This window comes from Amycolatopsis sp. Hca4, assembly GCF_013364075.1.
Classification (GTDB): domain Bacteria; phylum Actinomycetota; class Actinomycetes; order Mycobacteriales; family Pseudonocardiaceae; genus Amycolatopsis.
This window is the reverse complement of sequence record NZ_CP054925.1, coordinates 5,914,182-5,934,617: the sequence shown is the minus strand read 5'-3', so window position 1 is coordinate 5,934,617 and position 20,436 is coordinate 5,914,182. Positions and strand designations below refer to the sequence as shown.

Annotated in this window: 20 protein-coding genes and 1 pseudogene; 12 read left to right on the top strand and 9 right to left on the bottom strand. The window is 69.8% G+C overall.

All coding sequences use genetic code 11. The features are described from left to right. Positions 1-305: 305 nt before the first annotated feature. Together HUT10_RS26320 and HUT10_RS26315 are read right to left on the bottom strand one after the other, a co-directional pair. Positions 306-1,061 (bottom strand): decaprenylphospho-beta-D-erythro-pentofuranosid-2-ulose 2-reductase, encoded by a 756-nt coding sequence (locus HUT10_RS26320; protein WP_176173653.1) that lies wholly within the window; start codon positions 1,059-1,061, stop codon positions 306-308. Continuing rightward, positions 1,058-2,392: an FAD-binding oxidoreductase gene (locus tag HUT10_RS26315; protein ID WP_176178010.1), complete on the bottom strand. Its 1,335-nt coding sequence runs from the start codon at positions 2,390-2,392 to the stop codon at positions 1,058-1,060. The genes HUT10_RS26320 and HUT10_RS26315 overlap by 4 nt, the downstream gene beginning before the upstream one ends. A 161-nt stretch (positions 2,393-2,553) precedes the next feature. On the opposite strand from HUT10_RS26315, the gene HUT10_RS26310 reads away from it, so the two are divergent. After that, complete coding sequence (locus HUT10_RS26310) at positions 2,554-3,021, top strand: GtrA family protein (protein ID WP_176173652.1); 468 nt, start codon at positions 2,554-2,556, stop codon at positions 3,019-3,021. A 6-nt stretch (positions 3,022-3,027) separates the two neighbouring features. Next, the gene (locus tag HUT10_RS26305) at positions 3,028-4,941 is read left to right on the top strand and encodes a glycosyltransferase (protein WP_176173651.1); all 1,914 of its coding nucleotides are present in this window, start codon (positions 3,028-3,030) and stop codon (positions 4,939-4,941) included. Between the two features lie 51 nt (positions 4,942-4,992). Here HUT10_RS26305 and HUT10_RS26300 read toward each other — a convergent pair whose 3' ends face one another. Further along, positions 4,993-5,238 (bottom strand): hypothetical protein, encoded by a 246-nt coding sequence (locus HUT10_RS26300; RefSeq protein WP_176173650.1) that lies wholly within the window; start codon positions 5,236-5,238, stop codon positions 4,993-4,995. Positions 5,239-5,344: 106 nt separating this feature from the next. Between HUT10_RS26300 and HUT10_RS26295 the strand changes: the two are divergent. The 4 genes and pseudogenes from HUT10_RS26295 (at position 5,345) to HUT10_RS26280 (ending at position 8,764) form a co-directional block, all read left to right on the top strand. After that, positions 5,345-6,108: pseudogene (locus HUT10_RS26295) on the top strand (ESX secretion-associated protein EspG). 129 nt (positions 6,109-6,237) lie between these two features. Then, entirely contained in the window at positions 6,238-6,681 is a 444-nt protein-coding gene (locus HUT10_RS26290; RefSeq protein WP_176173649.1) for a hypothetical protein, read from the top strand. Between the two features lie 6 nt (positions 6,682-6,687). Then, a complete protein-coding gene (locus tag HUT10_RS26285) occupies positions 6,688-7,260 on the top strand; it encodes a DUF3558 domain-containing protein (RefSeq protein WP_254897041.1) in 573 nt (190 codons plus the stop codon). A gap of 10 nt (positions 7,261-7,270) precedes the next feature. After that, positions 7,271-8,764 (top strand): hypothetical protein, encoded by a 1,494-nt coding sequence (locus HUT10_RS26280; protein ID WP_176173647.1) that lies wholly within the window; start codon positions 7,271-7,273, stop codon positions 8,762-8,764. Between the two features lie 32 nt (positions 8,765-8,796). On the opposite strand, the gene HUT10_RS26275 is transcribed toward HUT10_RS26280, so the two are convergent. Genes HUT10_RS26275 through HUT10_RS26265 form a run of 3 tightly spaced genes read right to left on the bottom strand, consistent with a single transcriptional unit; the run spans position 8,797 to position 11,477 of the window. Further along, positions 8,797-9,705, bottom strand: coding sequence for a glycosyltransferase (locus HUT10_RS26275; protein ID WP_176173646.1), 909 nt, complete (start codon positions 9,703-9,705; stop codon positions 8,797-8,799). Beyond that, the gene (locus tag HUT10_RS26270; RefSeq protein WP_176173645.1) at positions 9,705-10,520 is read right to left on the bottom strand and encodes an ABC transporter ATP-binding protein; all 816 of its coding nucleotides are present in this window, start codon (positions 10,518-10,520) and stop codon (positions 9,705-9,707) included. Before HUT10_RS26270 ends, HUT10_RS26275 begins: the two co-directional genes overlap by 1 nt. A gap of 3 nt (positions 10,521-10,523) precedes the next feature. Beyond that, complete coding sequence (locus HUT10_RS26265) at positions 10,524-11,477, bottom strand: ABC transporter permease (protein ID WP_176173644.1); 954 nt, start codon at positions 11,475-11,477, stop codon at positions 10,524-10,526. A 129-nt stretch (positions 11,478-11,606) separates the two neighbouring features. Here HUT10_RS26265 and HUT10_RS26260 point away from each other — a divergent pair, with 129 nt between their 5' ends. Then, entirely contained in the window at positions 11,607-12,632 is a 1,026-nt protein-coding gene (locus tag HUT10_RS26260; RefSeq protein WP_176173643.1) for an N-acetylneuraminate synthase family protein, read from the top strand. Then, a complete protein-coding gene (gene neuC, locus HUT10_RS26255; protein ID WP_176173642.1) occupies positions 12,625-13,755 on the top strand; it encodes a UDP-N-acetylglucosamine 2-epimerase in 1,131 nt (376 codons plus the stop codon). Before HUT10_RS26260 ends, neuC begins: the two co-directional genes overlap by 8 nt. On the opposite strand, the gene HUT10_RS26250 is transcribed toward neuC, so the two are convergent. Continuing rightward, positions 13,752-14,426, bottom strand: coding sequence for an NTP transferase domain-containing protein (locus tag HUT10_RS26250; RefSeq protein WP_176173641.1), 675 nt, complete (start codon positions 14,424-14,426; stop codon positions 13,752-13,754). The two genes, neuC and HUT10_RS26250, sit on opposite strands and share 4 nt — an antisense overlap. Before the next feature lie 163 nt (positions 14,427-14,589). Between HUT10_RS26250 and HUT10_RS26245 the strand changes: the two genes are divergently transcribed. Beyond that, on the top strand, positions 14,590-15,219 hold the full coding sequence (locus HUT10_RS26245; RefSeq protein WP_254897040.1) for a hypothetical protein: 630 nt from the start codon (positions 14,590-14,592) through the stop codon (positions 15,217-15,219). Between the two features lie 14 nt (positions 15,220-15,233). Beyond that, positions 15,234-15,671, top strand: coding sequence for a hypothetical protein (locus tag HUT10_RS26240; protein ID WP_176173639.1), 438 nt, complete (start codon positions 15,234-15,236; stop codon positions 15,669-15,671). 254 nt (positions 15,672-15,925) lie between these two features. On the opposite strand, the gene HUT10_RS26235 is transcribed toward HUT10_RS26240, so the two are convergent. Continuing rightward, positions 15,926-16,498: a bacterial proteasome activator family protein gene (locus tag HUT10_RS26235; RefSeq protein ID WP_176173638.1), complete on the bottom strand. Its 573-nt coding sequence runs from the start codon at positions 16,496-16,498 to the stop codon at positions 15,926-15,928. 134 nt (positions 16,499-16,632) lie between these two features. On the opposite strand from HUT10_RS26235, the gene HUT10_RS26230 reads away from it, so the two are divergent. Continuing rightward, a complete protein-coding gene (locus tag HUT10_RS26230; protein ID WP_176173637.1) occupies positions 16,633-17,832 on the top strand; it encodes a cysteine desulfurase-like protein in 1,200 nt (399 codons plus the stop codon). Here the strand turns inward: HUT10_RS26230 and HUT10_RS26225 are convergent. After that, positions 17,829-18,806 carry an NAD(P)H-quinone oxidoreductase gene (locus tag HUT10_RS26225; protein WP_176173636.1) on the bottom strand — a complete coding sequence of 326 codons (978 nt, stop codon included), beginning with the start codon at positions 18,804-18,806 and terminating at the stop codon, positions 17,829-17,831. The two genes, HUT10_RS26230 and HUT10_RS26225, sit on opposite strands and share 4 nt — an antisense overlap. A gap of 81 nt (positions 18,807-18,887) precedes the next feature. On the opposite strand from HUT10_RS26225, the gene HUT10_RS26220 reads away from it, so the two are divergent. Beyond that, on the top strand, positions 18,888-20,429 hold the full coding sequence (locus HUT10_RS26220) for a M28 family metallopeptidase (protein WP_176173635.1): 1,542 nt from the start codon (positions 18,888-18,890) through the stop codon (positions 20,427-20,429). The last annotated feature ends 7 nt before the right edge of the window (positions 20,430-20,436 follow it).

Genomic DNA, 20,436 nt, shown 5'->3' with positions numbered 1-20,436 from the left:
CGCAGCAGACGCCTTTCCGGCGGGTTCCGTCGCCCCTGGCCGATAGACTGGACTTGGGCACGCCCCCCAGGGAGGGTGGGGAGTTGCCGGCGGCGGCCGTGACGTGGGTGGCGGCAGCTCGTGGTCGAGCCCGGCAAGCTGTCTTCAGCAGCAGCACCGACCACACCAGAGCGCTGCGCACCCGCCAGAGAACACTCAACGCCGCCGCAGCGCACTCACCCGCCAACCGGCGGCACCAACCTGATGGTCAAGCACACCTTGGGGAAGGGCGGGGGAGTTGCCGGCCCCGCCCACCCCGGCCAGCCTCAGATCGGCAGCTTCCGGAAGATCGGCCGAGGAACGTGCCGCAGCGCCGACATCACCAGCCGGAACTGCGCCGGCGCCCACACCAGCTCCTTACCAGCCCGAGCCGCCCCCACCGCGATCTCCGCGACCTGCGGAGCCGTCTGCGCCAGCGGGGCGTCCTTGAGCCCCTCGGTCATCTTCGTCTTCACGTGCCCCGGCCGGACGACCGTCACCTTCACCCCGAACGGCGCCAGCGCCTCACCGAGACCCAGGTAGAACCCGTCGAAACCGGCCTTCGTCGAGCCATACACGAAGTTCGACCGGCGAACGCGCTCGCCCGCCACCGACGACAGCGCGATCACCGTGCCGTGACCCTGCTCCTTAAGCTTCTCCGACAACGCGACCCCGACCGACACCGCCGCCGTGTAGTTCACCGTGGCCAGTTCCACCGCCTTCGCGTGGTCCTGCCAGACCTCTTCCGGGTCGCCGAGCAGGCCGAACGCCACCACCGCCACGTCGATGTCGCCGCCCTCGAACGCCTTGGCCAGCACAGCCGGGTGCGATGCCGTGTCCGCCGCCTCGAAGTCCACTGTGGACACCTCGGCGCCGCGGTCCTTCAGGCGCTGGGCCGCCGCCTCCAGGCGGGGCGACGGCCGGGCCGCGAGCACGACCCGCAGCGGCTTCTCGGCCAGGTACTTCTCGGCGATCGCCAGCGCGATGTCGGACGTGCCGCCGAGCAGGAGCAGGGACTGGGGGTTGCCCACCGCGTCGATCACAGTTCGAGCCTCCGGCTCATGTCAGAGGCGAAAACGCCTTCGGGGTCGATGGAAGCGCGCACCTTGCGCCACTCTTCGAGGCGCGGGTACATCTTCGCGAACGTCTCGGGCGAGGTGCGCGAGTCCTTCGCCGTGTACAGCCGGCCGCCCAGTTCCAGGACGTCTTCGTCGAGCTCCTGGCAGAACCGGCTCAGGCCGTCCTTGATCGGGAAGTCGACGCAGACCATCCAGCCCGGGTGCGGGAACGACAGCGGCGCCGCGTTGCCCTCGCCCATCCGCTTGAAGACGTTGAGGAAGGACACGTGCCCCGACTCGGCGATCTTCTTCACGATGTTCCGCAGCGGCTCGTGCGCGTTGAGCGGCGTCGAGAACTGGTACTGCAGGAAGCCCTTCGAGCCGTAGGCCCGGTTCCACTCGCCGAACATGTCGAGCGGGTGGTAGAAGGCCGTCAGGTTCTGGATCACGCCGCGGGCCGCCTTCGGCGTCTTGCGGTAGTACAGCTCGCCGATGGCGCCGAACGTCAGCTTGTTCGCCAGGCCGTTCGGGAAGACGTCCGGGAGCGTTGCCAGCTGCGGGGCGTCGAACTTCAGCGGGTTCGCGCGCAGCTTCGGCGGCAGTTCGTCCAGCTTCGCGAGCGAGCCGCGGCCGAAGGCGGCGCGGCCCAGCTTCGCGCCGGTGGAGATCGTGTCGAACCACGCCGACGAGTACGTGTAGTTGTCGTCGGAGCCGTTGCTGACCAGCTCGAGCGTCTCGTCCAGGTTGTTCGTGCGCTCGTTGTCCGCGAGGAAGTACGCGGTCTCCGTCTTCGTCATCCGGATCTTCGCCCGGACGATGATGCCGGTCAGGCCGATGCCGGCCACGGTCGCCCAGAACAGCTCGGCGTCCGGGCCCTCCGGCGTCAGCGTGCGGATCTGCCCGTCGGCGGTGATCAGGTCCATCGACACGACGTGGTTGCCGAAGCTGCCCGCGCTGTGGTGGTTCTTGCCGTGGATGTCGTTGGCGATCGCGCCGCCGATCGTCACCTGGCGCGTGCCCGGCAGCACCGGGACCCACAGGCCGTACGGCAGCGCCTCGCGCATCAGCTGGTCGAGGCTGACCCCGGCGTCGACGTCGACGAGCGCGCTGTCCGGGTCGATCGAGTGGATCCGGTTCAGCGCCGTCATGTCGACGACCAGGCCGCCGGCGTTCTGCGCCGGGTCACCGTAGGACCGGCCGAGGCCGCGCGCGATCACGCCGCGTGCACCCGCGTGGGCGACGGCGCGCGCGATCTCCTCGACGTCGGCGGTGGTCAGCACGTCGGCCGTGGTCGGTGCGGTCCGCGCCCAGCCCATGAGCGTGCGACGCTGTGTGTTGGGTACGTGGGTCACCCGACCAGGGTAGCCACGCCGTTGACCGCCCGAGACGTGACCCTGAAGTGCTCATCTCTACACTTTGCGCATCAAGGCACAAGCGCCCGCGCGGGTGACCGTGACACAGGTATCGAGGTAATGCAGTGGTGGCGACCGATCCGCAAGCCGACGTAGCGGCTGCGCAGTCCTCCCCGGGACTGCTGGGCCAGCTCATCCGCTTTGCCCTGATCGGGGGCTTGTGCGCCCTCGTCGACCTGGGCACCTACACGCTGTTGACGCAGGTGGCGGGGATGGCCACCTCACCGTGGGTCGACATCGCCCGCGCTATCTCTTTCATCGTGGGCACGACCACGGCGTTCTTCCTCAACCGGAAGTTCACCTTCGCCGGCGGGCGCCGCGACGGGAAGGCGCAGATCGGCTCGTTCGTCCTGCTCTACACCGTGACGTTCTTCGTCGCGGTCGGGGTGAACCAGCTGGCGCTGCAGGTGCTGCCGGAGTCCGCGTGGCAGCACACACTGTGCTGGGCGGTGTCGCAGGCCACCGCCACCGTGATCAATTTCGTGATGCTGAAGTGGGTCGTTTTCCGCGAGCCGTCGACCAAGGAGAACTGAGGAACCATGCCCGGTAAGACAGCCACCCCGGCGCCGACCACCGGCGCGGCCGCCGAGACGCGGTTCACCGAGCACACTCCGCAGGGCCGCCTGACGGCGCAGCGCGGGCTCTACGCCGGCCCGGCGCCGATCGTCAGCAAGGACCTGTACGCCGAGCTCGAGTGGGGCGCGGCCGTGCGGGACCGTGCGTCGATCACGCTCGAGCCCGCCTCCAAGGTGTCCGGCAACACGTACTTCGGCCGGTTCCCGGCCAGCTACTGGCAGCGCTGGACGACGGTGACCGAGGTCTCGGTCGAGGCGGTCGTCACCGGTACCGGCCTGCTGTCCATGGGCGCCTCCGACGTCGAGGGCGAGCCCCGCGTGGTGGCCGCCGAGCAGGTCAAGGACGCCAAGCAGGCGAAGGTGTCGCTGACCGGCAAGCTGGACAAGTTCTACGACGGCGGCGCGCTCTGGCTCGACCTCGAGACCGAGGGCGGCCAGACGCTGCGCGTCGAGCAGGTCCGCTGGACGGTCGAGGCCCCGGAGAAGATCCGCCCGACCGCGGTGACCATCTGCACGATGAACCGCGCCGACGACTGCCTGAAGAACCTGCAGGCCCTCGCCGCGGACGTCTCCTCGCTGGAGACCCTGGACGCCATCTACGTCGCCGACCAGGGCACCGACCTCGTCGAGTCCCGCGACGGCTTCGAGCAGGTCGCCAAGGACCTCGGCGACAAGCTGCACTACATCAAGCAGCCGAACCTCGGCGGCGCCGGCGGCTTCACCCGCGGCCTGTTCGAGGTGGCCGGGCACACCGCGACCGAGCACGCGAACGTCCTGTTCATGGACGACGACGTGCTGCTCGAGCCGGACCTGGTGATCCGGATGACGGCGTTCTCGAACCGCGCCGCCAACCCGATCATCGTCGGCGGCCAGATGCTCAACCTGTTCCACCCGAACCAGCTGCACGTCGGCGCCGAGTACGCGCGGCTCAACACGCTCGAGCCCGGCCAGCCGGTCGAGCACTCGCTGTCCACCGCCGACCTGCTCGGCGTGGACGAGGAGACGCTGAAGCCGAACCGCCAGGAGCGCCGCCTCGACGCCGGCTACAACGGCTGGTGGTCGTGCCTGATCCCCTACGAGGTGGTCCAGGCCACCGGCTACCCGCTGCCGTTCTTCTTCCAGTGGGACGACGCCGAGTACTCCTACCGGGCCCGCGCGCACGGCTTCCCGACCGTCACCCTGCCGGGTGCGGGCGTGTGGCACGCGGACTTCCACATGAAGGACTGGGACGAGTGGCACCGGTACTTCAACCTGCGCAACTCGATCATCACCGCCGCGCTGCACTCGCCGTTCAACCTGAACCTGCTTTCGCGGGTGCTGATCGCGCAGCTGGTGCGCTACCTGCTCGGCATGCAGTACGGCCTGTCGGCGACGCTGATCAAGGCCGTCGAGGACTTCCTCAAGGGCCCGGAAGTCCTGCGTGACGGCGGGGTCGAGGCGATGAAGGAGATCCGCCGGATCCGCGACGACTACCCGGAGACCAAGCGCCACAAGGCGACCGACGTCCCGGGCATCGCGTCCAACGACATCGGCATCATCAACAGCGCGCCGCGGCCCAGCATGCAGCGCCTGGTGCTGATCAAGCGGGTGCTCGACCGGGTGCTCGGCCGCAGCCGCTTCGGGCTCGGCGCGGTGCCGATCGACGAGGCCAACTGGTGGCACATCGCGCTGTTCGACACGGCCGTCGTCACCGACGCGAGCCAGGAGGGCGTCCGCGTCCGCTCCTACGACCGGGTGAAGATGTTCGCGCTGGCCAAGCAGGGCGCGCGGGTCATCCAGCGGCTGCGCAAGGAAGGCGCGGCTGTGCAGGAGCAGTACAAGCGGGCCATGCCGGAGCTCACCTCGCGGGAGAACTGGAAGCGCCTGTACAAGCTCTGAGCGTTCCGTGGCGAAGGCCGTCTCACGCACTCGTGAGGCGGCCTTCGCCGTTCACGCGTGCAGGCCGAAGACCTTGCTCTTCCGGTTGAGGTCGTCGATGTAGGCGGCGGCGACGTGCGCGAAGTTGACCGCGACCACCGACTCGTCCTTGGTGGTCACCGATTCGACGGCGCCCGCCTTGACGAGCTGGGCGAGCCTGCCGGCCAGCTTCCCGGATTCTTCGGTGGTCAGCGCGAACAGCAGCGGTTCGCCGCCGGTGGCGAGGTGCAGGACGAGGGCGGGTTTCGTGTCGGCCATGCGTCCATCGGACCAGCGGCGATCTTGCCCCGGCAAGCGGGTTCGCTGAGGGCGGAGCTACGGTTTTCCCGGGAAGCCGGACTCATCCGCGGGGGGTTGGAAGCGAATGCCGCACTCGTTCTCGCTGTCGCTGGCGGCGGTGGACATCCTGCTGGAACAGCTCGGGCTCGGCCGCGCGCCGACGCCGTTCGAGGTCCCGCACGTCGGCACGACGATCGAGCAGCGCGCGATGATCCGCGACGCCGTCGTCCGCGACCTGACCGGCCGCGGCCTGTGGAGCCGGGGGCGCCTGGACGCGGACGCCGAGCTGGCGCTGGCGACGTTCGTCCGCGGCAGCGTGACGATCAACGCGGCAGCCGAGCTGGGCGACCGCCACCTGTTCGCGCGCGTGGCGACCGACGGCCAGTTCGCGGTCCTCGCCCGCCAGGAGGAGAACCTGATCGTCTTCGAGGAGGTCCGCCCGACGGGCATCGTCCCGGCGATCGTCGACCTGCTCCCGCTGACGCCGGCGGCGCCGGGCCAGTCGGTGACGATCTCCCGGCCGGTCCAGCAGCCCCGCCACCAGCGCCGCGACGAAGCGTACGACCCGTTCGCGGGCGTGAGCGCCCCGCGGTCGCACAGCGGTGGCGGCGGCCCGCAGGTCCGCATGATCGAGCGCGTGTTCCAGGAGCCGAAGAAGCGCGTGGGCCAGTTCACCGCCCAGACCCGCAGCGCCACGTTCCCCCACTGGCCTGGTTCGACACCCCGAACGGCCGCTGGCTGATGTCATCACGAGCGGCAGCGGACGGCCAGCGCTGGATCACCTACGCCCCGGCGGACAACGCCCGGCTGGCCCAGCAGCTGTACGCCCAGCTCGAAGGCCAGTTCTGAGCACCGGGGAACCGTACGGGCGCGGCGTGCGTCGGAAGTGAAGATCGGTGAACGGCCGTTGCGCTGGGTGTCCCGCTAGTAGACTCCCGGGTGCGTAGGTATGGGCGAAGCGATTCGGGGTGGAATGCGATGTTGATTGCCGACGGCGGTGGCGGATCGATGTCGGACATCGTCAACCCGTTCTCCTCGGGCTCGATGGACACTGCCGTGAAGGCGGCCACGGCCGAGACGCAGAAGCTGCTGGCCGCGGCCAACGGCGGCGGCTTCCGGGTTTCGCCCGAGGGGGTGGCGCCGATCAAGAAGGCACTGACCGACCTGATCAACGACCTCAACGGCAAATCCGAATCCATCTACCTCCTCAACCAGTCACCTCAGCTGGGGAACCACCCGTACGGGCACACCGTGGCCGCGCACGACCACAAAGGTGCGGCGGAAGCCGAGGGGTCCGCGAGCACGGCGATCGAAGAGCTCAAGAAACTGGCCGAGCAGGCGGGCCAAGCTCTCGACATCGCCGTCGCCAAGTACAACGAGTCCGACAGCGCCGCTTTCGACGCCTTGAAGTACAAGCGCTAGGGAATGATGAAACTCCTCGCACGGGCAGTCCTGCCCCTCGCTGCCGGTGCCGTCATGCTGGCCGGCTGCACGACCACCCAGCCCGGAACCGCCCTGCCGACCGGCTCGGAGACTGCCGTGCCGTCCGGCGCGGGCTCGAGTTCCGCGAACCCGGGCGGTGTTTCCACCGCCGACCTGCAGCCGTGCGAGTTGCTCACCCCGGCTGACCTCAGCAGCTACGCCTCCTCGTTCGAACCGGCCAACGAGAGGAAACTCGGCGGTGCCCGGGTCTGCAGTTACCAGCACAAGATCGCCGATCCGAGCGAAGAGGGCATGATTCTCAGCGTCGCCATCCGCGACACCGCCCCGCTCGACTCGGTCAACGACACGGGCAACGGGGTGAAGGACCTCCCGGTCAACGGCCGCTCGGCCAAGGAGGCGTCGAGCGACGCGCCGCTGGGCTGCACCGTCGCCCTCGGGGTGGGGGACAAGGCGCGGGTGGACGTGAACGCGACGGGTCTCAAGACCGTGGCCAAGGCCTGCCAGATCGCCGAAGACATGGCGACGAAGATCGTCGAGCCGAAACTGCCCAAGGCGTAAGGGGAGTTAGATGAGCACGCGTCAGAGCCCGCCGCCGCCCAAGACGCCGGACAAGTCGCCGCAGGAAGTCCAGGACATGGCGCCCGCCGATCGGGACGCCTACCTGCAGCGGAAGGCCGAAGAGGGCGTCGACCCGGACAACTGGCTGTTCGGGTGGGTCCAGGACTACATGGCGCGGGCCCAGGCGAAGGACCGGTCGCAGCAGGTGGGCGCCGAGAACGTCAAGGACGCCACCAAGGGCCGGGACGTCGAATACGTCGAGGGCCTGCATGCACCGAACGCCGACTACAGGGGCAACGACCACGCCCAGCTGCAGGCGTTCCTCCAGAGCAACCTGGACGTCGACCAGGTGGCCCAGGTCTCGACCGCCTACCACGACGTGCACCAGGTCTTCGACAAGTTCGCGCAGTCGATGACCACCGCCGTCAACGCGTCCAAGGGCAGCTGGGAAGGCAGCGCGGCCGAGAACGCGCAGCAGTACTTCACCAGCCTGAGCAAGTGGTCCGACGCCAACTCCCAGAACGCGAAGCTCGCCTCCGAGACGATCTACCAGCAGAGCCAGGCCGCCTCCACGGCGAAGAACTCCATGCCTGCCCCCATCCCCTTCAGCTGGACCGAAGAGTTCAAGGGCTGGGCCACCTCGAACCCCTTCAACCTGCCCGACAACGTCGACAAGTCAATCCAGAAGCAGAAGGACAGCCAGGCCGCGCACGACGAGGCCGCCAGTGTCATGGCGACCTACGACAAGAACCTCTACGAGGCCGCCTCCAAGCAGCCCGCCTTCGCGCCGCCGCCCAGTTTCAGCACCGGTGGGGGCAGCGATGGCACCGATGGCACCGGCGAGAAGAACGGCATCAACAACCCCTCCAGCGTGAACACGCCGGGCTCGCACTCGGTCAACACGCCGGGCGGCACGGCCCAGGGCTTCGTGCCCGGCAACACCCCCGGGTCGCTCGGCGGGCCTGCCGGGCACACCGTCTCCGGCCCCGGGTCGACCACCGGGTCCGGGTTCGTCCCGGCCGGCACCACCACGCCGTCCGGCTTCACGCCCAGCTCGGTCCCGGTCGCGTCGTCGCAGAACTCGAACCAGCAGTTCACCGGGATGCCTCCGATGAGCCCGATGCCGATGGGCGGGATGAACTTCGGCGGCGACGAGGCCTACAACTCCAAGGTCGGCGGCGGGGGCGGTGGCCGCAGCGGCGGGTTCGGCCCCGGCGGCTCCGGCGCGGCAGGCAACGCGACCGGTGCGGGCGCCGCGTCCGGGGCGGCCCGGCCGGGCGGGATCGGTGCAGCCGAGGCGGCCGCCGGCCGCGGTATGGGCGGCCTCGGGGCCGGTGCGGCCGGTCGTGGCGGGATGAGCCCCGGCGGTGGCCTCGGCCGCGGCCAGAAGGGCGAAGGCGACGAGGACACCGAACACTCGCGGCCGACCTACCTGGTCGAAGGTGACCCCGACGAGGTCTTCGGCACCGACATGCGCACCGCGCCGCCGGTCATCGGCGAATAGCACGAAGAAGGGCCCCCGCCGGGGGCCCCTTCTCAGTATCGGTAGAACTTCTCGGCGCGGCCCTGCCGCACCAGTTTCAGCCACTGCAGGAACGCCTTCGGATCCCGCTTCACGCCCACGAAGTACAGCCCGAACCGGACGATCTCCAGCGCGCCGATCTTCCGCATGCCCGGCTGCGACAGCAGGTATCCGCGGTTGCGGTACGTGTAGTACCGCTTGACCTCGTTCTCCGGGTCCTGCGCGTGGAACTTGCCGCCCAGCATCGGCTTGAACTCGTCCGAGCCGTCCGGGTGCAGGTACTTCGTCTTCAGCGACGTGCCGAACGGCAGCCCCGAGCGGGCCAGCCGCCGGTGCAGCTCGACCTCGTCGCCGCGGAAGAACAGGCGCAGGTCCGGCACGCCGACGACGTCCAAAGTGGACGCGCGGAACAACGCGCCGTTCATCAGGGACGCGATGCCCGGCAGGAAGTCCGTGCCCAGCTCGGACTGCGACCGCTTCCACGTCAGGCCGCGGCGCAGCGGGAACGCCAGCTGGTCCGGCGCCTCGATGTTCGACACCACCGGCGAAATCTCCGCCAGGTTCCGCTTTTCCGCTTCCTCCAGCAGGATCGCGAGGACGTTCTCGTCCGCCGGGCGGCCGTCGTCGTCGGCCAGCCAGATCCAGTCCGCGCCCAGCGACAGCGCGTGCAGCATGCCCAGCGCGAACCCGCCGGCGCCACCGAGGTTCCGGTGCGACGGCAGGTACGTGTACGGCAGCGGGTAGTTCTCGACGACCTCGCGCGCGGAGTCGTCCGGCCCGTTGTCCACGACGACCAGGTGGTCGACCGGCCGGGTCTGGGTCGCGATGACCTTGAGCGAGTCCGCGAGCAGCTCGCGCCGGTGCCGCGTGACGACCACGCCGACGACCGCGCCGTCGGGCAGCTGCCGGATCTCGCTCGCCATCATTCCCCGCCGTTCGTCGTCGCCACCGGCTCGATGCCGAAGCGGTCCAGGGTCTCCTGGCTCATGTTCTCGAAGGGGTCACGCCCCTTGTACGACGTGAGGACGTCCCGCAGCGAGCCGCGTTGCTTCACGTGGCCTTCGTCCATCCACAGGGCGGAGTCGCACAGCTCGAACAGGAACTCGTCGGAGTGGCTGGCGAACACGAGGATGCCGGAGCGCTTGACGAGGTCCTTGAGCCGGTCGCGCGCCTTGTTGAGGAACGCCGCGTCGACCGCGCCGATGCCCTCGTCGAGGATGAGGATCTCGGGGTCGATCGAGGTGACGACGCCCAGCGCCAGCCGCACGCGCATACCCGTCGAGTACGTCCGCAGCGGCATCTGGAGGTAGTCGCCGAGCTCGGTGAACTCCGCGATGTCGTCGACCCGCTTCTCCATCTCCTTGGCGGTCATGCCGAGGAACAGTCCGCGGATGATGATGTTCTCCTGGCCGGAGATCTCCGGGTCCATGCCGACGCCGAGGTCGAAGACCGGCGCGATCTTGCCGTGGATCCGCGAGGACCCGCGGGTCGGCTCGTAGATCCCGGCGAGCAGGCGCAGCAGCGTGGACTTGCCCGCGCCGTTGTGACCGACCAGGCCGACCCGGTCGCCCTCGCGGAGGTTCAGGGTCACGTCGTGCAGGGCTTCGATGATCGGCACCTTGGTGTCGGTGCCGATCTTGCCGCCGACCTTGCCGAGGACCTTCTTCTTCATCGACCGGGTCTTCGCGTCGAAGATCGGGAAGTCGACGTAGGCGTTCTGGACGTCAATGCTGACCATGTGTCACACCCAGTAGGAGACGCGGGCACGGTAATTGCGCATCGCGACGAGCGCGAGCGCCCAGCCGACGACGGTGATGCAGCCGACCACGATCCAGTTTCCCGGCGTGAACGACTGGCCGATCAGCGGTGCCCGGACCACCTGCATGAAGTGGTACAGCGGGTTCGCCTGGATGATCGGCAGCACCCAGGAGATGCCTTCGCGCGTCCCGCCGTTCATCAGCTGGTCGACCGGCCAGACGATCGGCGTGCCGTAGAACAGCAGCTGGATCAGCGAGTTGATCACCTGCGGGATGTCGCGGAAGCGGGTCGAGATGATGCCCAGCAGCAGCGTCACCCAGCCCGCGTTGAGCGCGAGCAGCACGAAGCCGGGGATGGCCAGCAGGATGTTCCAGCTGAGGCCCGGGTGGCAGAAGAGGCCGTCGTGGCACAGCCCGTCCTTCGAACCCAGCGAGTACGGGTTGTCGAGCGCGCTGAAGAAGATGACCAGGACGACGACGTAGACGATCAGGTTGTGGGCCAGCAGCAGCGTCTGGCGCCACACCGTGCGCAGCATGTACACGCTCAGCGGCGCCGGGAGCTGCTTGATGAGCCCCTCGTTCGCGATGAACGTCTCCATGCCCTCGGCCAGGCAGCCGCTGATGAAGCCCCACAGGATGAACCCGGTGGACAGGTAGGGCAGGAACACCTGGATCGGCGAGTTGAACAGCTGCGAGTACAGCAGCCCGAGCCCGAGCGCGATGACGGCCTGGCTGATGGTGATCCAGAAGGGCCCGATCACCGAGCGCCGATAGCGCTGCTTGATGTCCTGCCAGCCGAGGTGACCCCACAGCTCGCGGGCGCGGAAACCGGCCTTGATGTCGGCGAAGGCCCGCGAGAACGTCTTGCTGTCCGACACCGGCGGCGCCGGTGTCGCTACTGAGGAGTTCGCGGCCTGAACCGTGCTGGTGGCATGCACGTGGACGAGGGTACCGATGGGTTGTGCGGCGCCCTTGATAGGGCAGTGGCGTCGGCCGGGACCAGGCCCGGCGGCCAACGGGATAGGGTCGGGGACGGACCGCAGCCACGCAGCGACCCGGAGGTCTCCATGTTCATGCTCGGCGAGCACCCGGTCGGTGCCGACCACCCGCCTCTCGTGATCGCCGAGATCGGGATCAACCACGAGGGCGACCCCAAGAAGGCGCACAAGATGGTCGACGACGCCGCCGACGCCGGCGTCCAGGTCGTCAAGATCCAGACCCACGTGGTCGACGACGAGATGATCCCGAACGACGTCGTGCCCGGCAACGCCGACGAGCCGATCTGGGACATGATGAACCGCGTCGCGCTCACCGCCGAGGACGAGCGCGAGATCAAGGCGCACGCCGAGGAGCGCGGGCTCGTCTTCCTCTCGACACCGTTCTCCCGCGCGGCCGCGGACCGGCTGGCCGAGCTCGGGGTCGAGGGCTTCAAGATCGGCTCGGGCGAGTGCAACAACTACCCACTGATCCGGCACGTCGCATCGTTCGGCAAGCCGGTGATCCTCTCCACCGGGATGAACGACATCGCGTCCATCACCCCGGCCGTCGAGATCCTGCGGGCCGCGGGGGTCGGGTTCGCGCTGCTGCACTGCACGTCGCTGTACCCGACGCCGCCGGAGCAGGTGCGGCTCGGCGCGATCGCGGAGTTGCACGCCGCGTTCCCGGACGCCGAACTCGGACTTTCCGACCACACCACCACGATCTACCCGTGCCTCGGGGCGGTCGCGCTGGGTGCTTCGGTGCTCGAGCGGCACTTCACCTCGGACATGAGCTGGCCGGGCCCGGACATCCCGGTCTCGTCGACGCCGGCGGAGTTCAAGCAGCTGGTCGAGGGTTCGCGGCTGATCCACGCCTCCCGCGGCGGGTCGAAGCAGATCCTGGCCGAAGAGCAGCCGACGATCGACTTCGCGTACGCCTGCGTCGTCACCACCAAGGACGTCGCCGAAGGGGAGACCCTGACCACGGACAACATCTGGGTCAAGCGGCCGGGCACCGGCGAGATCAAGGCGAAGGACTACGAGACCCTGCTCGGCCGGGCGGTCACCAGGGCGCTGCCGGCGAACACGCAGGTGAGCTGGGCGGACCTTGGCTGAGACCGGGCGGCGTGAGGTCCTGTTCCTCACCGGGACCCGCGCCGACTTCGGGAAGCTGCGGGACGTCATGCTCGCCGTGCAGCACAGCTCGGTGCTGTCGGCCCGCATCGTCGTCACCGGCATGCACATGCTGCGCAGCTACGGCTACACCGTGCGAGAGATCGAGCTGGCCGGGCTGCAGCGGCTGCACCTGATCCCGAACCAGATCGAGGACGAGCCGATGGCGCTCGTGCTGGCCAACACCGTGCAGGCGCTGGCCCGGCTGGTGCACGAGGAGCAGCCGGACGCGATCGTCGTGCACGGCGACCGGGTGGAGGCCCTCGCCGGCGCGATCGTCGGCTCGCTGGCGAACGTGCGGGTCGTGCACATCGAGGGCGGCGAGGTCAGCGGCACGATCGACGACGTGATCCGGCACTCGCTGTCGAAGCACGCCCACGTGCACCTGGTCGCCAACGAGACCGCTCGGCGCCGGCTGCTGCAGCTCGGCGAGGAGGAGGACCGGATCTTCGTCGTCGGCAGCCCCGAGGTCGACGTCCTGACGTCGGAACGGCTGCCCGACCTCGATGAGGTCCGGCGCCACTACGAGATCCCGTTCACCGACTACGGCCTGCTCGCGCTGCACCCGGTGACGACCGAGCGCGACCTGAACCGGCGCAACGCGGCGGCCGTGGTCGACGCCGTGCTCGCCGAGGGCAACTGGGTGGTCATCGACCCGAACAACGACGAAGGCTGCCGCGAGATCCGGAGCGAACTCGACCGGCTCGACGGCCCGCGGTTCGTCCGCCTGCCGTCGATGCGGTTCGAATACTTCATCACCTTGATGAAGAACGCGGCCGTCGTGCTGGGCAACTCGAGCGCCGGCGTGCGGGAGGCGCCCGTGCTGGGCACCCCGTCGGTGACCGTCGGCACCCGGCAGCGCAACCGGGCCATGGCACCCAGCGTGCTGTCGGTCGAACCGACCGCGGAAGCCGTCGCGGCCGGGATCGGGAAGGCCCGCGCGATGGGCCGGTGCGAGCCGCACACCGAGTTCGGCGAGCCGGGCGCGCACCGCCGGATCATCGACCTGCTCGAGGGCGAGGAGATCTGGCGGCCTTCGCTCTACAAGGCGTTCGTGGACCGCTAGCCGGCCGTGTGCTGCTCGGCCAGCAGGAGGTCGGCGGCGGAGTCGATGTCGATCGCCCGCTCGACCGGCACGAACTGGGGCCGCACCTCGGGGATGAAGAAGCGCTCGTGCCGCCGGAGGTCGCCGGCTCGGACGAGGTAGATGCCACCGGTCGGCCGCAGCACGACGGGCAGCGTCTGCCGGGGTGCTTCGAGGTCGGCCCAGTCCCGCACCGGGGCGATCCCGCCGTCCGGCGTCTCCAGGCAGACTTTCAGCGGGTGGTGGTCGGCCGACCGGCACATCTGCACGACCGAGCCGGTGGGCCGGTCCGCGTGGATATCGAGGCACTCGGCGATGTCTTCGGCCGTCCGCAGCGGCGAAGTGGGCTGCAGCAGCAGGACGAGCGTCGAGTCGGGGACACCGAGCGTGTCGATCGCGTGCGTGACCGCGGGCAGCGTTCGGCTGGTCGCCTCGGCGAGGTGCGCGGGCCGCGCGACGGTCCGGGCCCCTTCGGCCTGGGCAGCGGCGGCGATGTCAGCGTCGTCGGTGGTGACGACGACGTCGGCGATCCCGGCCGACAGGGCCGTGTACACGGTGTGAGCGACCAGCGGACGGCCCCGGAAGAGCGCCAGGTTCTTGCCCGGCAGCCCGATCGAGCCACCCCTCGCCGGGACGACGGCCAGCGCGGTCACAGACACCCCTTCCGGGTCACGACAGTGGTCTGTCGGCTATTGTCCGTCTGCTCGGCTGCCCCTCGTCGGCGGCCCCGGACACCGATGCCTTGGGGGAGCGATGAGTCGAACTCAGCTCGTGGGCGAAGCGTCAGGGCAACTCGACGAAGGCGACACCGGTAGCATGCTCCGCGACCTCCTCACCGCCTACGCCCGCGGTCAGCGGGTCGAGTCGATCGCGGTGGTCGGGAACGCGCCGATGGCGCCCAGCGCCGAGCGTGCCGCGCTGATCGACGGCAGCGACCTGGTCTTCCGCATGACGACGTTCGCGCTGGACGAGCCGGACGCAGAGCCGGCATACGGCCGCCGCACCGACGTCGTCGTGATCCACCGCGGGGTCATGGTCTCGCCGTACACGTTCGCCGATTACACGTCCCGCCTCTACCTGCTCGCCGAGCCGGGCCGCCTGTTCTGGGAACCCGAGACCCTGCCCGACTGGTGGCCCGCCGACCTCGGGTTCGTGCCGATTTCGAACCGGCAGTTCGTGCTGCCGCTGTCGAAACTGCTGGGGCTTTCGGCCGATGAGCACGTCTGGGCCACGACCGGCACCCTGGTGACGTACCTGTGCCGTCAGCTCTTCCCGGAGGCGCTGGTGCGCCTCACCGGGGTGTCGATCATCGAGCGGCCGGACCAGACCGATTTCGAGCACGCCTGGGGCAGCAAGGTCGGGGTGACGGCGGAGCACCGGCTGCACGCGGAATCGAAGCTGCTGAGCACTTGGCGTGACTCCGGAAGGATCGAGATCATACAGTGAGTGACATTCGCGGAGTGGTGGTTCCCCGGGCCAAGGCGCTCGCCGGCCTGGCCTGGCGACCGGTGATGGCACGGCTGCGGCCGCGCATCGAGCAGATCGCCACCGACCGGATCCAGCCCGAACTCGACCGGCTGCACACGCACATCGCCGACCTGCGCCGTGACGTCGAGCAGGCCACGAAAGAACTCGACGGCCACGTGAAGTGGCTCTACGACGAGCAGCGCCGGCTGGCCCCGCACCTGGCCGCCCTGGAGGCCCGCATCGCCGCGTTCGAACGGCCGGGCTCGGTGGCCCGCCTCGCCGAGCGGCTCGAGTACGCCCCGGACGAGGTCGAAGAGGTCCGCGCCGAGCACGCCCGGATCCGAGCTCGCCTGGCTGCGGTGTCGAAGTACGAAGAGCGGCTGGCGCGCTTGGAGGAGGACTTGGCGGCACGGCGCCAGGTGGCCGGCTGAGCCTGGCTTTCGGGCCCGTCGTGTGTGTGCGGTGGCCGTTAAGCGCGGTTGGAGGGCACCCCAGGGCCCGTTCCCGGCACCGCTGACGGCGACCCGGCTTTGCATCCCGCCCAGGACGGCCCCCGCAGACTCCCCCGCCCTTCCCTGGGGGGCGTGCCCAAGTCCAGTCTATCGCCGCCCCCGGACAAACCTCGCCGAAAGCGAGTTGTCCACAGAGGTTGTCCACAGGCCCTCCGGTCTGTGGACAACCACCCTCAGAGGTACTGCCCGGTCCCCGAGATCCCCGGCCCGTGCTCATGGCCGTGACCGAGCCCAGCCGCCCCCGAAGGGCCTGCCGGGAGGCCGCGGCGCATCTGCTCCAGCTGGACCCGGGCCGCCATCTGCTGGGCAAACAGTGCCGTCTGGATACCGCTGAACAGCCCCTCCAGCCAGCCCACCAGCTGGGCCTGGGCGATCCGGAGCTCCGCGTCGGACGGCGTCGAATCGTTCGTGAACGGGCGGACCAGCCTCTCCAGCTCGTCCTGCAGCTCCGGCGCCAGTGCCTTTTCCAGCTCGCGGATCGACGTCTGGTGGATCTCGCGGACCCGCGTGCGGGACGCGTCGTCGAGCGGGGCCGCCCTGACCTCCTCCAGGAGCTGCTTGATCATCGTTCCGATGCGCATCACCTTCGCCGGCTCCTCGACGAGGTCGCCCACCGACTCCGGGTGGTCGGCGTCCGCGGGGGTGGTGCCCACCGGGGTGCCGTCCGGTCCGACGACCACCACGTGGGGTGAAGATTCCTGGCCCGGGTCACCCGCTGTGAAGTTCGGCTCGGTCATGTGCTCCATCCTGGCTTGCCTTCGACACGCTCCGCGACACCCAGGGGGTGTCCGTCTCCGAGCGTAGCCGTAAACGGGGTTCCCGGTGGCTCTCCACCCAACCCCGGACGCACGGCGAAACCGCACGTCCGTACGGTGTCCCCATGGCGTTCGACGTCGCTCGTATCCGTGGGCTCTTTCCCGCGCTGGGTGACGGCTGGATTCACTTCGACGGCGCCGCCGGAATGCTGGTCCCGGAACAGGTCGCTTCGGCCGTTTCCACGGCGATGCGAGCCCCGGTGTCCGGGCCGGGCGGAGCGTTTCCGGCCTCACAACGCGCGGAAAGCATCGTGACCGCGGCCCGCCGGGCCGTGGCCGACCTGGTCGGGGCCGACCCGGCTGCCGTCGTGCTCGGGCCGAGTGCGCCCGTCATGCTGCGCCGGCTCGTCGACGCGCTCGCCGAGCGGTGGACCATCGGCGACGAAGTCGTCGTGTCCCGGCTCGACGAGCAGGCCAACCTCGCGCCGTGGCAGCGGGCCGCGAAGCGCGTGGGCGCGGTCGTGCGGTGGGGCGAAATCGACATCGAGACCTGCGAGCTGCCCGCGTGGCAGTACGAGCAGCTCGTGTCCGCGCGCACCAAGGCCGTCGCCGTCACGCTCGCGTCCGGTTCCGTCGGCACCCGGCCGGACGTGCCGACCATCATCGAGTTCGCCAAGCGGGTCGGCGCGCTCGTCGTCGTCGACGCGACCTACGCCGCGCCCTTCCTGCCGCTCGACATCAACGCGCTCGGCGCCGACGTCATGGTCGTCTCCGCGCAGGCGTGGGGCGGCCCGTCGGTGGGCGCGCTGGTCTTCCGCGACCCGGAGCTGATCGAACGCATCCCGTCGGCCTCGCTCGACCCGATGGCCCGCGGCGCCGCCCGGCTGGAGCTCGGCCCGCACGCCTACCCGCTGCTGGCCGGGCTGATCGCCTCGATCGACTACCTGTCCGGCCTCGACGACGCCGCCACCGGCTCGCGCCGCGAGCGGCTGGTCACTTCGCTCGGCTCGGCGAAGTCCTACCACGCCGGGCTGCTCGCGCAGCTGTCCACGGAACTGCTGTCGCTGCGGCACATCATGGTCATCGGCAACGCCATGCGCCGCATCCCCGCGCTCGCCTTCGCCGTCGCCGGCAAGAAGGCGCCCGAAGTCGCCGAGTACCTGGCGACGCAGGGATTGTGCGCCTTCGCCGACGACGGCACGAGCGGCGTCTTCGCCTCACTCGGCGTCGGAGAAGTGGGCGGCGCCGTGCGGATCGGGCTCGCCCACTACTCCAACGTCTTCGAGATCAACCAGCTCGTGCGCGTCCTCGACGAGCTGCGCTAAGACTTCGCTGCCAGCAGGACCTTGCCGAAGACGCTGCCTTCTTCGAGGACGCGGTGCGCGGTCGAGGCCTCGGCCATCGGCACCACCTGGCCGACGATCGGCTTGACCAGACCCTCGGCGACCAGCGGCCACAGCCGCTCGCGGACGTCGGCCACGATCGCCGCCTTCTGGTCCAGCGGGCGGAAGCGCAGGCCCGCGGCGAACACCGATGCGCGCTTGCCGAGCAGCGCGCCGACGTTCAGCTCGCCCTTGACCCCGCCCTGCATGCCGATGATCACCAGGCGGCCGTCCTGCTTCAGCGCGTCGACGTTGCGGCCCAGGTAGGACGCGCCCATGTTGTCGAGGATGACGTCCGCGCCGCCGGTCTCCTCGCGGAGCACCTCGACGAAGTCGGCCGTCTTGTAGTTGATGGTGATGTCGGCGCCGAGCTGGCGGCAGCTTTCGAGCCGGTCCGGCGAGCCCGCGGTGACGGCGACGGTGGCGCCGAGCGCCTTGCCGACCTGGATGGCGTGCGTGCCGATGCCGCCGGCGCCGCCGTGGACCAGCAGCACCTCGCCCTCGGTGAGGTTGGCGTGCATCACGACGTTCGCCCACACCGTGCAGGCCACCTCGGGCAGCGCGGCCGCGGTGAGCAGGTCGACCTCGCCCGGCACCGGCAGCAGCTGCCCGGCGGGCACGACGGCCTTCTCCGCGTAGCCGCCGCCGGAGAGCAGCGCGCAGACCTCGTCGCCGACCGCCCAGCCTTCGACGCCTTCGCCGAGTTCGGCGATCGTGCCGGAGCATTCGAGGCCGAGGGTTTCGCTCGCTCCGGGTGGCGGCGGGTAGTGGCCCTGGCGTTGCAGCAGGTCCGCGCGGTTCACCGCGCTCGCCGCGACCTCCAGCAGCACCTCGCCGGGGCCGGGCCGCGGATCCGCGACCTCCGCCCACTCGAGAACGTCCGGGTCACCTGGTTCACGGATGGTGATCGCGTACATGCGTCGACCGTATACCGCCGGGAAATGTCCCGCCGAAAGGCGCATTGACGGACTTCGCATAGGGAACAAAGGTGAGCAACCATGTCACTCTTCAGATCGAAGTTCCTCCCACCGGTGGCGCTGGCCGCCGGGGCCACGCTGGTGCTCGGCCTGACCCCGGCCGCCGCCGCGGACACCCTCCCCGACGGTCCTGCCCTGGCGAAGCAGCTCGTCAAGAAGATCGACGTCAACGGCGTCAACCGGCACCTGATCGCCCTCCAGCGGATCGCCGACACGAACGGCGGGACCCGGGCGGCGAGCACCGACGGCCACAAGAAGTCGGCCGAGTACATCGCCACCAAGCTCGAGGCGGCCGGCTTCCAGGTCACCCGCCAGGAGTTCCCCTTCACCTACTCCGAGACCCTGGCCGAGAAGCTGACCGCGGGTGGCCAGAGCGTCCCGGTCATCGCCATGGAGTACACGAAGTCGACGCCGGTCGGCGGCATCACCGCGCCGCTCGCCGTGGTCGCCGTGGACGACACCAGTGGCTGCGAGGCCACCGACTACACCGCGGACGTCGCGGGCAAGATCGCGCTGATCAAGCGCGGCGGCTGCTCGTTCGCGCAGAAGCAGCAGACGGCCGCGGCCGCGGGGGCGGTCGGCGCCATCGTCTACAACAACACCGACGGCGCGCTCAACGGGACGCTCGGGGGCCCGGAGAACGCGGCGATCCCGACCGGGGGCGTGACGGCGGCCGCGGGGGCGCAGCTGGCCACGCTCGGCGGGCAGAACGTGACCCTGGAGCTGCGGGCCTTCCAGGAGGCGCGGACCAGCTACAACGTCATCGCCGAGACCAAGACCGGCCGCAAGGACAACGTCGTGATGCTGGGGTCGCACCTCGACAGCGTCCCGGCGGGCCCGGGCATCAACGACAACGGCTCCGGCTCGGCGACCCTGCTCGAGACGGCGCTGCAGCTGGGGAGCAGCCCGAAGGTCAACAACGGCGTCCGCTTCGGCTTCTGGAGCGCGGAGGAGTTCGGCCTGATCGGCTCGACCTACTACGTCGACCAGCTGACCTTCGAGCAGCAGCTCGACATCGCGCTGTACCTGAACTTCGACATGATCGGCTCGCCGAACGCCGGCTACTTCGCCTACGACGGCGACAACTCCGACGGCGTCGGCGCGGGCGCCGGCCCGTACGGCTCGGCGCAGATCGAGAAGACCTTCGTCGACTTCATGAAGACCGCGCGCGGGGTGTCCGTCGAGGGCACCGACTTCACCGGGCGGTCGGACTACGGCGAGTTCATCGCCGTCGGCATCCCGGCGGGCGGGCTCGACACCGGTGCCGAGGTGCTGAAGACCCCGGCGCAGGCGGCGAAGTGGGGCGGCACGGCCGGCATCGCGTTCGACCCGTGCTACCACCAGGCCTGCGACAACCTGGGCAACATCGACCGGGTCGCGCTGGACCGCAACGCCGACGGCGTCGCATGGGCCCTCGGCGTCTACGCGACGAGCACGGAGAGCATCAACGGCGTCCAGCCGGGCAAGGCCAAGGCGGCCAAGCAGAAGGCCGTCGAGCGCAAGGCGCAGCGGAACTTCTCCGCCCGCGCCGTCGCGGGTGACCCGCACGCACTGACTGCCTGACGACAGA